The organism is Pseudomonas sp. FSL W5-0299 (assembly GCF_005930655.1).
Lineage (GTDB): Bacteria > Pseudomonadota > Gammaproteobacteria > Pseudomonadales > Pseudomonadaceae > Aquipseudomonas > Aquipseudomonas mandelii.
Window position 1 is genome coordinate 46,311 of sequence record NZ_RXHX01000006.1, and the last position, 13,322, is coordinate 59,632.

Annotated in this window: 16 protein-coding genes; 6 read left to right on the forward strand and 10 right to left on the reverse strand. The window is 59.3% G+C overall.

Going from position 1 to position 13,322, the window contains the following annotated elements; translation table 11 throughout:
- Positions 1-48: 48 nt before the first annotated feature.
- The 7 genes from FHL16_RS10220 to FHL16_RS10250 all read right to left on the reverse strand — a co-directional run bounded on the left by FHL16_RS10220 (position 49) and on the right by FHL16_RS10250 (position 5,216).
- Entirely contained in the window at positions 49-678 is a 630-nt protein-coding gene (locus FHL16_RS10220; RefSeq protein WP_077748170.1) for a LysE family translocator, read from the reverse strand.
- 72 nt (positions 679-750) lie between these two features.
- Positions 751-2,100: an NCS2 family permease gene (locus FHL16_RS10225; RefSeq protein WP_042932677.1), complete on the reverse strand. Its 1,350-nt coding sequence runs from the start codon at positions 2,098-2,100 to the stop codon at positions 751-753.
- Positions 2,101-2,433: 333 nt separating this feature from the next.
- Complete coding sequence (locus FHL16_RS10230) at positions 2,434-2,805, reverse strand: glutathione S-transferase N-terminal domain-containing protein (RefSeq protein ID WP_010456661.1); 372 nt, start codon at positions 2,803-2,805, stop codon at positions 2,434-2,436.
- A gap of 101 nt (positions 2,806-2,906) precedes the next feature.
- The gene (folE, locus tag FHL16_RS10235) at positions 2,907-3,452 is read right to left on the reverse strand and encodes a GTP cyclohydrolase I FolE (RefSeq protein WP_003204506.1); all 546 of its coding nucleotides are present in this window, start codon (positions 3,450-3,452) and stop codon (positions 2,907-2,909) included.
- Between the two features lie 77 nt (positions 3,453-3,529).
- The gene (locus FHL16_RS10240; protein ID WP_010456652.1) at positions 3,530-4,087 is read right to left on the reverse strand and encodes a Smr/MutS family protein; all 558 of its coding nucleotides are present in this window, start codon (positions 4,085-4,087) and stop codon (positions 3,530-3,532) included.
- An 87-nt stretch (positions 4,088-4,174) separates the two neighbouring features.
- On the reverse strand, positions 4,175-4,495 hold the full coding sequence (locus FHL16_RS10245) for a hypothetical protein (protein WP_010456650.1): 321 nt from the start codon (positions 4,493-4,495) through the stop codon (positions 4,175-4,177).
- A 130-nt stretch (positions 4,496-4,625) separates the two neighbouring features.
- Positions 4,626-5,216, reverse strand: a complete 591-nt coding sequence (locus tag FHL16_RS10250; protein WP_010456648.1) for a cysteine hydrolase family protein — start codon at positions 5,214-5,216, stop codon at positions 4,626-4,628.
- Between the two features lie 238 nt (positions 5,217-5,454).
- On the opposite strand from FHL16_RS10250, the gene prmB reads away from it, so the two are divergent.
- The gene (gene prmB, locus FHL16_RS10255; RefSeq protein WP_010456646.1) at positions 5,455-6,363 is read left to right on the forward strand and encodes a 50S ribosomal protein L3 N(5)-glutamine methyltransferase; all 909 of its coding nucleotides are present in this window, start codon (positions 5,455-5,457) and stop codon (positions 6,361-6,363) included.
- A 126-nt stretch (positions 6,364-6,489) separates the two neighbouring features.
- Here prmB and FHL16_RS10260 read toward each other — a convergent pair whose 3' ends face one another.
- On the reverse strand, positions 6,490-7,281 hold the full coding sequence (locus FHL16_RS10260) for a hypothetical protein (protein WP_010456644.1): 792 nt from the start codon (positions 7,279-7,281) through the stop codon (positions 6,490-6,492).
- A 99-nt stretch (positions 7,282-7,380) separates the two neighbouring features.
- On the reverse strand, positions 7,381-8,334 hold the full coding sequence (locus tag FHL16_RS10265; RefSeq protein WP_010456642.1) for an alpha/beta hydrolase: 954 nt from the start codon (positions 8,332-8,334) through the stop codon (positions 7,381-7,383).
- Positions 8,335-8,463: 129 nt separating this feature from the next.
- Between FHL16_RS10265 and aroC the strand changes: the two genes are divergently transcribed.
- Genes aroC through mtnC form a run of 5 tightly spaced genes read left to right on the forward strand, consistent with a single transcriptional unit; the run spans position 8,464 to position 12,625 of the window.
- On the forward strand, positions 8,464-9,555 hold the full coding sequence (gene aroC / locus FHL16_RS10270) for a chorismate synthase (protein ID WP_010456640.1): 1,092 nt from the start codon (positions 8,464-8,466) through the stop codon (positions 9,553-9,555).
- 33 nt (positions 9,556-9,588) lie between these two features.
- Complete coding sequence (locus FHL16_RS10275) at positions 9,589-10,734, forward strand: MFS transporter (RefSeq protein ID WP_010456638.1); 1,146 nt, start codon at positions 9,589-9,591, stop codon at positions 10,732-10,734.
- A complete protein-coding gene (locus FHL16_RS10280; protein ID WP_077748171.1) occupies positions 10,731-11,357 on the forward strand; it encodes a methylthioribulose 1-phosphate dehydratase in 627 nt (208 codons plus the stop codon). The genes FHL16_RS10275 and FHL16_RS10280 overlap by 4 nt, the downstream gene beginning before the upstream one ends.
- A 34-nt stretch (positions 11,358-11,391) precedes the next feature.
- Entirely contained in the window at positions 11,392-11,937 is a 546-nt protein-coding gene (locus FHL16_RS10285) for a 1,2-dihydroxy-3-keto-5-methylthiopentene dioxygenase (RefSeq protein WP_010456634.1), read from the forward strand.
- A 4-nt stretch (positions 11,938-11,941) separates the two neighbouring features.
- Positions 11,942-12,625, forward strand: coding sequence for an acireductone synthase (gene mtnC, locus FHL16_RS10290; RefSeq protein ID WP_077748172.1), 684 nt, complete (start codon positions 11,942-11,944; stop codon positions 12,623-12,625).
- A 220-nt stretch (positions 12,626-12,845) separates the two neighbouring features.
- Here the strand turns inward: mtnC and FHL16_RS10295 are convergent, their stop codons facing one another.
- On the reverse strand, positions 12,846-13,124 hold the full coding sequence (locus tag FHL16_RS10295; RefSeq protein ID WP_010456630.1) for a DUF3509 domain-containing protein: 279 nt from the start codon (positions 13,122-13,124) through the stop codon (positions 12,846-12,848).
- Between the last annotated feature and the right edge of the window lie 198 nt (positions 13,125-13,322).

Sequence of the window (13,322 nt, forward strand, 5' to 3'; positions counted from 1 at the left end):
TTGATAACATCTAATGAAACCAAGTGTTCAAGTAATAGGGCAATACGATCAGTGGTTGCTTAGTAAGGAGGCTGCGCCCGCTCCACTGAAGAGTCCTGCGCTCACCCGGTTAAACCAACTTTGTCCTTTGCCACTGCGTAAATACCTGGCCGCACCATGAGCGCCCAGCCCATAAGCTAATTTGCACAGCAGATCCAGCACAGTCCAGGTCGCAATCATCATCAGCAACTGCGGCAGGAACGGTTGTTCGGGGCTCAGAAACTGCGGCAGGAAAGCAGCAAAGAACAAAATATCCTTCGGATTGCTCGCGCCCAACACGAATGCGCGTCCGAAGAGGGCACGAAAACGCGGCACCGGTGCAGCCTGGGGCACTTCAGCGCCAACCGATGGCTGGCGCGATTGCTGCCAGCTCTGCCAGGCGAGGTAGAACAGGTACAGCGCACCAACGATTTTCAGCGCGCTGAACAACTGTTCCGATGCCAGCAACAGGGCGCCCAGGCCCAGCGCCGAGGCACTGAGCAGGCAGATCGAGGCAATAACGCCCCCCAGGAACGCCGGGTAAGAGCGGCGCAAACCGTAATTCAGACTGTTGCTGATCATCAGCAAAGACAGGGGCCCCGGGATCAGGATCACCACCAGCGCAGCGCCGCTGAACAGCAGCCAGGTTTCCAGACTCATCACTTTCCTCCATTTGTGCAAAAGCCCCACCCGACGGGGTGAGGCTGATTTGAAACACTGACGCCGTAACGCTTACAAGAAAATAAACTTGGCGATGAAGATCGCGCACAACACCCACAGACTGACGGAAATTTCCTTGTGTTTGCCGGTGAAGGCTTTCAGGACCACGTAGGTGATAAAGCCCAGCGCGATGCCATCGGCAACCGAGAACGTCAGCGGCATCATGATCGCAGTGACGATCGCGGGAATGCTGTCGGTCGCTTCGTCCCATTCGATGTGCGCCATGCCGCCCATCATCAGCATCGCCACATAAATCAGCGCACCCGCTGTTGCATAAGCAGGGATCATGCCCGCCAGTGGAGCGAAGAACATGGCTGCAATAAATAACACACCCACGGTCACAGCGGTAAGACCAGTGCGACCACCCGCTGCTACGCCAGCGGCACTTTCCACATAGCTTGTGACGGGTGGGACGCCGACTACAGCGCCAAACACGCTGGAAGCACTGTCAGCTTTCATGGCGCGAGAAAGGTTTTCGATCCGGCCGTCCGCGTTCACCAGGTTGGCGCGCTGGGCGACGCCCATCAGGGTGCCGGCGGTGTCGAACATGTGCACGAAGAGGAAGGCCAGCACCACGCTGATCATGCTGACGTTGAACACGCCGGCAACATTCATGGCCATCCAGGTGGGCGCCAGGCTTGGCGGGGCAGACATGATGCCTTCGTAGTGGACGAGGCCCAGGCCCCAGCCCGCGAGGGTCACGGTGATGATGCTGATGAGGATCGCACCGAACACTTTGTGGTAGCTGAGCACGGCGATCATCAGGAAGCAGATGGCGGCGAGCAACGGGCCGGGCTCGCGCAGGGAGCCGAGCTTGATCAGGGTGGCCGGGCTATCAACGACAATGCCGGCGGTTTTCAGGCCGATCAACCCAAGAAACAGTCCCACGCCGGCGCCCATGGCGTAGCGCAGACTCACAGGAATGCTGTTGAGCAACCATTCGCGAATCCGCGAGAAGGTCAGGAACATGAACAACACACCGGAAACAAACACCGCGCCAAGGGCGGTTTCCCAGTTGTAGCCCATCGTGCCGACCACGGTGTAAGTGAAGAAGGCGTTCAGCCCCATGCCCGGTGCCAGGCCGACCGGCCAGTTGGCATACAGGCCCATTAACAGGCAACCGAGCGCAGCAGCGATACAGGTCGCGACGAACGCGGCACCGTGATCGATCCCGGCGTCGGCCATGATGTTGGGGTTGACGAAGATGATGTAGGCCATGGTGATGAAGGTTGTCAGACCGGCAATCAGCTCGGTCTTCACCGTGGTGCCGTGCAAGCTGAGTTTGAAAATGCGCTCAAGCAAGCCATTGCGTAACGGCGGCGAGAGTTCCAGCGTCGGGGCTTCGGATTTGCGGCTTTCCACAGCGAATACTCCTCAAGAGTTTTATTGTTATTTCCAGGGCCGGACCCATGAGGGTGGCAGCGGCCCTTTGAGGCACTTGCGAATTTGTTGACCGGCTGGTCAGAAACTCGCACGAAGTGGATTATGCTTTTGTATACAAATAAAGCAAATAATGTTTTTGATTTTGTAGACGAAAAGTTTGGCAATAGGGATATATCGCCGGGAGGGAGACCTTCGTCGTACCGCTGACCGAGCCCGGCTCGCATCACAAGCAAGCGGGGAAACGACTGGGGGAGGGTAGAAACGAATAAACCGGCCAATGGGCCGGTTTATTTTTGTTCGAGATCCGCCGTGTCAGGCAGCTGCGAACCGCTTATCCAGATAATCAATAATCACCTTGGACTCATACATCCAGGTGGTCTGCCCATTTTCTTCAATGCGCAGGCACGGCACCTTGATCTTGCCGCCTTGCTCCAGCAGGGTCTGGCGATCCTGTTCGTTGTTCTTCGCATCGCGCAACGTTACCGGCACATTCAGACGACGCAGGGTGCGACGGGTTTTCACACAGAACGGGCAGGCGTGGAACTGATACAGCGTCAGGTCCTTGGCCGCTGTTTCGACCTGAGCCTGAGCGGCGGCGGGGCGCTGCTTCTTGCCTGGGCGAGTAATGAAGTCGATGAAGATGATCAGTTGGCCAAGGCCGACACGAAGCGCTTTTACGAACACGGAATAAGCCTCACAGGGCGAACGGAAGGCGCGCAGCTTACCTGATTTTTCACAGACGAAAAAAAACCGGCGATGAATGCCGGTTTTCTTCGTGTAACGAATTACTTGATCAGGCTGAGAAACTCGCTGCGTGTCGCGGCGTTTTCGCGGAACTCACCCAACATCACCGACGTGATCATCGACGAATTCTGCTTCTCCACACCGCGCATCATCATGCACATGTGCTTGGCCTCGATGACCACCGCAACGCCCAAGGCACCGGTGACTTGCTGGACCGCATCGGCGATCTGGCGGCTGAGGTTTTCCTGGATCTGCAGGCGGCGAGCGTACATATCGACGATCCGCGCGACTTTCGACAGGCCCAATACTTTGCCGCTCGGGATGTAGGCGACGTGAGCCTTGCCGATGAACGGCAGCAGGTGGTGTTCGCACAACGAGTAAAGCTCGATGTCCTTGACCAGCACCATTTCGCTGTTGTCGGAGCTGAACAAGGCACCGTTGGTGACTTCTTCCAGTGTCTGTTCATAGCCGCGGCAAAGGTACTGCATGGCTTTGGCGGCACGCTTTGGCGTGTCGAGCAGGCCCTCGCGGGAGACGTCCTCGCCCAATTGGCCGAGAATCGCGGTGTAATTCTGTTCCAGGGACATGAAACTACCTGTGGGGATTTTCGCAAAGGGCAAGGGTACGGTGGCAAACACGGCGCTGCAAGCGTGAAGCGACAGCTTTACTCGTCGCGACCTTCCATCATGGTCCGTTTGAGCATCACATACACCGCGCCGGCACCGCCATGTTTCGGTTGGCAAGAGGTGAAGCCGAGTACTTGGGAATGCTGACGCAACCACGTGTTGACGTGGCTTTTGATCATCGGCCGCTTGCCGTCCAGACGCACGGCTTTGCCGTGGGTGACACGCACACAGCGGATTTCGAATTTGGTTGCTTCAGCCAGGAACGCCCAGAGGGTTTCCCGGGCTTTTTCCACCGTCATGCCGTGCAGGTCGAGGCTGCCTTCGAACGGAATCTGTCCGATCTTGAGCTTGCGTATCTGGCTTTCCTGAACGCCGTCACGGGCCCACATCAACTCGTCTTCCGGGCCGACGTCGATCACGAACTGATCGGACAGACCATCAACGGTGGTAGCATCGGTGCGAACGGTCGCGGCCTGACGCAACTTGGCGATTTGCGCGCGGTCGGCCTTGGGTTTGCCGGTTTCGGCGCGATCGTGCTTGATCGGCTTGACGCCTTGGATCGCACTTTTGAACAGGGAAAAATCGTCGTCTTGCATGTCAGCCTCCGCGAAGGGCGGCCAGTTTACCCAAGTCGAGGCACTATCCATAACAATTGAGGCCCGCCTAAAAGCCGGGCCTTCGATTCAATCGTGTTTTTTCATCAGGTGCGGGGACATGTTCAGCTCTCGCGATTGGCGCGAACGACGCCGGCAACGACGCCACAGCCACACACCGATATAAAGCACGAACAGGCCAACGGCCAGAATGATCGCCGAGCCCAGCGGGCTGGCATTCAATTCGCCCAGGGCCGGAGGGCGGCCGAGCAGGCTGGCGGCGCCGGCCATTGCCAGCAACACACCGCACGTCGCCAGCAAGGCAGCAAAGGCTGCGCCGAATCGAAAACGCCAGTTGCGTTGGCCCTTGGGCCGCAAGCGGCGTGCGTCAAAACCATCGGATAACTTCATTCCGACCTTCCTCAATGGGTATCGGCCCTTCGACCGGGAGTTGTCCGGGTTGTTCCTGAGGCTAAGTCAATTGCAGCAAATGAGAGGCTTTTGCGGATGAGCGGCGGTATTGACCGCTCTTCGAGGCCGATCAGATCAGTTCATGAGTGAGCGCGAGGGTGGCGAAGTTGTCCGCCATGATCGCCATTTCGGTGTGCTGAACATGCTCGGCTGTGAGTACGCCACCTTTGTAGGGCAGATCGCGAGTCGCGCAGGCGTCTTCAACCAGTGTGCAACGAAAGCCCAGGTTCTTTGCCGCACGCACGGTGGTGCTGACGCTGGAGTGACTCATGAAGCCGCACACGATCAGGTCCAGGGAGCCGAGTTCTTGCAGTCGATCGTACAATGGGGTGCCGTGAAACGCACTCGGCAGTAGTTTGCCGATAATGGTTTCGTCCGCCAGCGGCTCCAGGCCCGGGATAAACTCACCGCGCTCGCCCTGTGGATCGAAAAGCCCGCCCACGGTGCCGAGATGGCGCACATGCACGATCGGACGACCGGCGGCACGGGCAGCGGCCACCAGTTGCTTGATGTTCGCGACGGCAGCATCCATGCCGGTCAGGGCCAGCGGGCCGCTGAGGTATTCTTTCTGGGCATCGATGATGACAAGGGTCGCATGACCCAGATTGGCTGCTGCGTAACCGCGGCCGCTGAGTTGAAACATCGTTTTTGGAACGGACATTCTGGGGCTCCTTGGAGTGGGGCTTTTGCGACATTGTCCTCTGGCTGAGCGGTTCTGTGAATCGCTACTATCGCAGGCGCCGTCGTTGCTGGCGTGCAGCCTTGTCAAGATGCAGGTTTTGTTCAATAGCCAACAGTAAAAATGGACATGTCCTACATCTGATCTGCTGTTTTCCCGCGTCGTCGTGGCGCGTTTTGGCTGTTAGAATCGCCAGTCGTTTTTTCTGGAGTTTACCCCCGTGATCACTTCCCGCCTTCGTACCCTGCGTGACCATATCCGTTGGGCCGTCAGCCGCTTCCATGGGGAGGATCTGTTTTTCGGCCATGGGACCGACAACGCCTGGGACGAAGCCCGTCAACTGGTGTTGGGTGCCTTGCACTTGCCGTGGGAGATCGCTGACAGCTACCTCGATTGCGCCCTGGAAGATGACGAACTGGTCAATCTGCAACGCTTGCTCAAACGCCGCATCGAAGACCGCATTCCGACCGCCTACCTGCTGGGCGAAGCGTGGTTTTGCGGGATGTCGTTCATTGTCGACGAACGTGTGCTGATCCCGCGCTCGCCGATTGGCGAGCTGATCGAAAAACGTTTCGAACCATGGCTGGGTGCCGAGCCGGCGCGGATTCTCGACCTGTGCACCGGTTCCGGTTGCATCGGTATCGCCTGCGCCTACGAATTCCAGAACGCCGAAGTCGTGCTGGCTGATCTGTCGTTCGAAGCGCTGGAGGTGGCCAACCAGAACATCGAGCGCCATGGCGTTGATGAGCGGGTGTACACCGTGCAGGGTGATGGGTTTGACGGCTTGCCGGGTCAGCGTTTCGACCTGATCGTGTCGAACCCGCCTTACGTTGACGCGGAAGATTTCGCCGACATGCCGGACGAATATCAGCATGAACCTGAACTGGGCCTGGCCTGCGGTGATGATGGTTTGAACCTGGTGCGACGGATGCTCGCTGAAGCAGCGGATCATTTGACCGAGAAGGGCTTGCTGATAGTTGAAGTGGGCAACAGCCAGGTTCACGTTGAGGCGCTGTACCCGGAAGTCGACTTCGCCTGGCTCGATTTCGAGCGCGGTGGGCATGGTGTGTTCATGTTGAGTGCGGAGCAGTGCCGCGATCATCAGGCCCTGTTCGCTTCCCGCGTCTGACTATAGGGCGCTTTCGCGGGCAAGCCTCGTTCCTACAGGTCTTGTGTGTGCCGCATCATATGGGCACGACGCAAAATCGGTGGGAACGTGGCTTGCCCGCGAAGACCGCGCCGCGGTCTCGGATCGTTACCGGTGCGTAGCAATCCAGATCAGTAACCCCGCCTGAAACACCGCAAACGCCACCAGGCACGTAATGGTAAAGCGCAGACCGGCGTCTTCACGCTTGTACTTGCTGACCTTCTCTTCGTGTTTCTTCAGCTTCACTTCCTGCTCGGCCAGATTCTGCTCGGCCTGTTGAAGCATCTGCGCGGCTTCGAGTATTTCCACCACTTGCAGCTTTTCGCTGTTCCAGTCACCCAGCAGGTCTTCGACCTTTACTTCTTTGACGCTGCCTTTCAAATGCTGGGCGTCGGCGTAGACCACTTCAAAACCATGGGCCTTGAGAAAGTGATCGCGGCGCAGGCGCGTGTCTTCGTTCAACGCATCTTTATTGTTCAGATCCGTGCCGTCGACGGTGTAGCCGGGCCAACGCTTCTTCGCCCAAGTGATGCCCTGGGCGGCCATGAACCGGCCGATGCCACGGTTCATCGGTTCAATCTGCAAACCGCTTTCAGGTTCGAAATGCACACGCTTGGCGGTGTGATCGACCCACACGTCCAGATGGTTCTGCTCTTTGCGCACGCGCTGGCCGGGCAGCTTGATGCTCATGCGCATCAGGCTGTGGTCCTTGCTGTGGCGGTCGGCGTAACCGAATTCGACAAAGCGCAATGGCCGCCCACCGGTATTGCGGTCGGTTTGCAGCGGCGCCAGGCGGAGCATCTTGTGGTGCTCGACGTGAACGTCCGCCCACGGCAGCTCGACCGCTGGCGGTGCGTCTTTTTCAGCGGTCGTGTCGGGTGAAGTCTGGGTATCAGTCATAACGGCGAGATCCTGTCCAAGCTCTGCTTGTCGTCAGTCATAGCGCTGGCGACAAAGGCTTATCGGCCGTTTTTTTCAGGACTGGAGGGTGAGTAGTGGCTAACTGGTGCGAAGTCCGTCAATAAACTCGAGGATTCGCGCGCCGAGTTCGGCGGCCAACGGCAATTGCGGGTCCTTGTAAGAGGCCATTTGCCGTTTCACGTCGTTGGGCACGATGCGCATGACGTGGTTCATGCCTTCGATCAGCGCCAGTTCGGCGTCCGGTTTGGCCGCCTTGAGCATCCTGGCGTCACCGACGCCGACCTGAATGTCGTTGCTGCCCTGGATGATCAACGCCGGCATTTTCAATTTGGCGAACGCTGCCTCCGGGTCCTGACGGAACAGCGAAATCAGATACGGCTGCACGCTCGGGCGGAAAATCACCTGTAACTGCGGCGGCACGTTGTCGTCGGTTTTGCCGGCCTTGAGGCTGTCGAGCAGCTCATTGCTGCGCAGCATCAACGGCGGTGGCAGGCGATTGCTCAATTGCTGACGCAACACCTGGTCGATCGGCCGGGCGCTGCCCGACATGGAGATGACCGCGGCGGCATCGACGCTGGGTGCCGCAAGGCTGGCGATCAAGGCGCCTTCGCTGTGGCCCAGCAGAATCAGCTGGCCAAAGCGCGGGTCGGTTTTGAGCTTGCGGCCCCAGGCCTCGGCGTCGGCGACATAAGCTTCCACCGACAGATTGCGCTCGTCCGGCGTCGCTGCGAGGCTCGCCGCCACGCCGCGCTTGTCGTAACGCACGCTGGCGATGTTGTGTTTGGCCAGCACCCAGGCCAGCCGCTTGAGGCTGTCGTTACGGCCGCCGTCGGGGTTGTTTCCGTCACGATCCGTAGGACCGGAGCCGGAAATGATCAGGACAACGGGCACGGGGGTGTCGGATTTAGGCAACAACAGCGAGCCGAAAAGCTCCCCGGTGCCGGTATCCAAAGTGATCGGGCGTTGCAGGACAGTGGCCTGGGCAAAGCCGGTAAACAGGGTAAGGCTCAAGGCTAGAACTCGCAGCATCATCACGCCATCATTCACAAAGGTGCCGGTTGGACTCGCGGGCACCCATAAGGTTCGAGGATGAACTACTTGGGTAGCCTGCGTATACTGGCGCGCATTACGTATTCAGGTTCATTTCACGGAGCGTCCTGCATGTCCGGCAATACCTACGGCAAGCTGTTCACTGTCACCACCGCGGGCGAAAGCCATGGTCCGGCGTTGGTCGCCATTGTCGACGGCTGCCCGCCGGGGCTGGAGATTTCCGTTGAGGATCTGCAGCGCGATCTGGATCGCCGCAAACCCGGCACCAGCCGCCACACCACGCAGCGCCAGGAAGCCGACGAAGTCGAAATCCTCTCCGGCGTGTTCGAAGGTCGCACCACCGGTTGCGCCATCGGCCTGTTGATCCGCAATACCGACCAGAAGTCCAAGGACTACTCGGCGATCAAGGATCTGTTCCGCCCGGCCCACGCCGACTACACCTATCACCACAAATACGGCGAGCGCGATTACCGCGGTGGCGGACGCAGTTCCGCCCGCGAAACCGCCATGCGTGTAGCCGCTGGTGCGATTGCCAAGAAATACCTGGCCAGCCAGGGCATCGTCATTCGCGGCTACATGAGCCAGCTCGGCCCGATCGAGATCCCGTTCAAGACCTGGGATTCGGTGGAAGAGAACGCGTTCTTCAGCCCTGACCCGGACAAGGTGCCGGAGCTGGAAGCCTACATGGACCAGCTGCGCCGCGATCAGGATTCGGTCGGCGCCAAGATTACCGTCGTCGCCGAAGGCGTGATGCCAGGCCTCGGCGAGCCGATCTTCGACCGCCTCGACGCCGAACTGGCCCATGCGCTGATGAGCATCAACGCCGTGAAAGGCGTGGAAATCGGCGCCGGTTTCGCCAGCGTCGCCCAGCGCGGTACTGAACACCGCGACGAAATGACCCCGGAAGGCTTCCTCAGCAACAACGCGGGCGGCATTTTGGGCGGGATCTCCTCCGGTCAGCCGATCGTTGCGCACCTGGCCCTCAAGCCGACCTCGAGCATCACCACGCCGGGGCGCTCGATCGACGTTCATGGCAACCCGGTGGACGTCATCACCAAGGGCCGACATGACCCCTGCGTCGGCATCCGCGCCACGCCGATCGCCGAAGCGATGATGGCCATCGTGCTGATGGATCACCTGTTGCGTCATCGCGGGCAGAATGCCGACGTGCGCGTGAGCACGCCGGTGCTGGGTCAGCTTTAATGGCTGACCTCAACGCCGCTGCGGTCTGACGACGTGGCGGCGCTCCCATACTGGCGGCTCTCCAGTTTCTATCTGTTCTATTTCGCCTTGCTCGGTTCGACAGCACCGTTTCTGGCGCTGTACTTCGATCACCTGGGTTTCTCCAGCGCGCGCATCGGCGAACTGGTGGCGATCCCGATGCTGATGCGTTGCGTGGCACCGAACATCTGGGGCTGGCTGGGTGACTACACCGGCCGGCGCCTGGCCATCGTGCGCTTCGGCGCCGTCTGCACCCTGCTGACGTTTTCGCTGATTTTCGTCAGCCAGACCTACGCCTGGCTGGCGATGGTCATGGCGCTGCATGCGTTCTTCTGGCACGCGGTGTTGCCGCAGTTCGAAGTCATCACCCTGGCGCACTTGAAAGGGCAGACGTCGCGCTACAGTCAGATCCGCCTCTGGGGGTCCATCGGTTTCATCATCACCGTGGTCGCGCTCGGCCGGATGTTCGAATGGCTGAGCCTCGACATTTACCCGGTGGCGCTGGTGCTGATCATGGCCGGCATCGTCGTCAGCAGCCTGTGGGTGCCCAACGCTCAACCGGTTCAGGGTGAACGCATTGCCGGAGACGGTTTTCTCAGGCAATTGCGCAATCCCGGCGTGTTGGCGTTTTACGCTTGCGTGGCGCTGATGCAGGTGAGCCACGGGCCTTATTACACCTTTTTGACGTTGCACCTCGAACGGCTCGGTTACAGTCGAGGCGTGATCGGGATGCTCTGGGCGGTCGGCGTGGTCGCCGAAGTCCTGATGTTTCTGGCCATGAGCAAAATCCTCGCGCGCTTCTCGGTGCGTCGGGTGCTGCTGGTGAGTTTCCTGCTGGCGGCCGTGCGCTGGTTGCTGCTGGGCTCGCTGGCCGAATTCCTTTGGGTGCTGCTGTTTGCCCAGGTGCTGCACGCTGCAACATTCGGCAGCTTTCACGCCGCTGCCATCCAGTTCGTGCAACGTAGCTTCGGTGCGCGTCAGCAAGGTCAGGGCCAGGCGCTTTACGCCGCGCTCGCCGGCACTGGCGGCGCATTGGGCGCGTTGTATTCCGGCTACAGCTGGAACGCCCTCGGGGCCACGTTCACCTTTAGTATTGCCAGTCTCGCAGCCTTCGCCGCTGCCGTTATCATTGCCACACGCATGCAAGAGGACAGGCCATGAGCCTTACCCGTGAACACCTCGCCCAGGAAATCATCGACGCCGGGCGTTTTCTGTACGGTCGCGGCTGGTCGCCGGCCACCAGCAGCAACTACTCGACCCGCCTGTCGCCGACCGAAGCGCTGCTGACCGTGTCCGGCAAGCACAAAGGCCAGCTGGGTGTGGATGATGTGCTGGTCACCGACCTGTCGGGCAACAGCCTGGAACCGGGCAAAAAACCGTCCGCCGAAACCTTGCTGCACACCCAGCTCTACAGCTGGCGCCCGGAGATCGGCGCGGTGCTGCACACCCATTCGGTGAACGCCACGGTGCTGTCGCGCCTGACGCCAGAAGATTTCATCGAGTTCGAAGATTACGAACTGCAAAAAGCTTTCAGCGGCGTCTCGACCCACGAGTCCCGGGTGCGCGTGCCGATTTTCGACAACGACCAGGACATTGCGCGCCTCGCCGCCAAGGTGCAGCCTTGGCTAGAAACCCATCCCGATTGCGTCGGCTACCTGATTCGCGGCCACGGCCTCTACACCTGGGGCGCGCGCATGAGCGACGCCCTGCGGCAGATCGAAGCGTTTGAATTTTTGTTCGAATGCGAGTTGAAGATGCGCGCGGTTTTGAACCGTCAAGCATGAACCGCAACGCATGAACCGTTAAGGAGTTGCCCTGATGAGCAGCCTGTCCGTTTACCACGTCTCAAGCCCTGATCTTCCGAACAAGGTGCTGACCCATTTCGAAGACATCGCCTCGACCCTGGCCGAGCAGGGCGTGCGTTTCGACCGCTGGCAAGCTACCGCGAAAATCCAGCCGGGCGCCAGTCAGGAAGAAGTGATCGCGGCGTACCAGGAACAGATCGACAAACTGATGACCGAGCGCGGTTACGTCACCGTCGACGTGATCAGCCTGAACAGCGATCACCCGCAAAAAGCCGAACTGCGCGCCAAGTTCCTCGACGAACACCGCCATGGCGAAGACGAAGTCCGATTTTTCGTCGCCGGCCGTGGGCTGTTCACCCTGCACATCGACGATTACGTTTACGCAGTGCTCTGCGAGAAGAACGACCTGATCTCCGTACCGGCCGGCACGCCGCACTGGTTCGACATGGGTGAGCATCCGCACTTCGTCGCGATCCGACTGTTCAACAACCCTGAAGGCTGGGTTGCCAACTTCACCGGCGAAGACATCGCCAGCCGCTTCCCGCGTCTTGAGGACTGAGCCGATGCCGATCAAAGCGATTCTCACCGACATCGAAGGCACCACCAGCGCGGTGAGTTTTGTGTTCGACGTGCTGTTTCCGTATGCCGCCAAACACCTGCCGGAATTTGTTCGCCAACACGCCGGGCGCGCAGATGTGGCCGAGCAACTGGCCGCCGTGCGCCGTGACAGCAACGAACCGGACGCCGACGTTGAGCGGGTGATCGAAATCCTGCTGGGCTGGATTGCCGAAGACCGCAAGGCCACGCCGCTGAAAGCATTGCAAGGCATGGTCTGGGAGCAGGGCTATCAGGCCGGACAGTTGAAAGGTCACGTTTACCCGGACGCCGTTGAAGCGCTCAAGCGCTGGCATCAGGACGGTTTTAAACTGTTTGTGTATTCCTCGGGCTCGATCCAGGCACAGAAGCTGATCTTCGGTTGCTCGGAGGCGGGGGACTTGTCGCCCTTGTTCAGCGGCTATTTCGACACCACGTCGGGGCCCAAGCGTGAAGCGCACTCTTACGAGCGCATCACCCAGGCGATCGGGCTGGAGGCTGCGCAGATTGTGTTTCTGTCCGATATCGTCGAGGAACTGGACGCGGCGCGCGCCGCTGGCATGGCCACTTGCGGACTGGCCCGAGAAGGCGGGGCGCTGGCAGGGCATGTCACCGTCGACAGTTTTGCCCGGATTGATCTTTCCGACTTTTAACGTCGAAACGACTTACCTGTAGGAGCGAAGCTTGCTCGCGAAGGCGGCGTGTCCGTCAACATTATTGACATCTGCCCCATCGCCTTCGCGAGCAAGCTTCGCTCCTACAAAGGCTCAGTGCAGCTTCAAAAACAAAACAGGCCGTGGAGCAAAAGCTCTCACGGCCTGTTTTTTTACAGCGCGTCTATTTACACAACCGCAAGTTACACAACCGCAAGGTTCACGCCGAGTGATAGGTCGGCAGGGCAAACCGCTGCTGGCTTTGCAGCATGGAGATCTGCGGCAGTTCGCTGGCCTGTTCGGCCAGATCACGGCGAATTGCACTGATCACCCACGACAACTGATCGCCGGCATGCAATTGCTGGTACGAAATCGAACGCTTGAACACTTTGCCTTCGGTGCTGCGCAGGGTCAGCAGAATGCCACCATCCGGACGTGGTTGGGTGTTCACTTCGAAGTTGGAGAACAGGGAGGTAAATTTTTCTTGGATCAGGCTCATGTCTATCAGCTCCGTTAGCACTTGATTGGCAAGCATGGAGAGGTAGTTGCAGTGATTGTGCCAGCACCTGATATTTTTAAAAACCTTATAAATCAATGAGTTATATTTTTGGTGGGTTTTCGCTTTCGTGCAATCTGCATGAATGGCCATCGTGCATCCTGCATTTTGCGGGGTTGGCCTCGATTGGATGGAACCAAT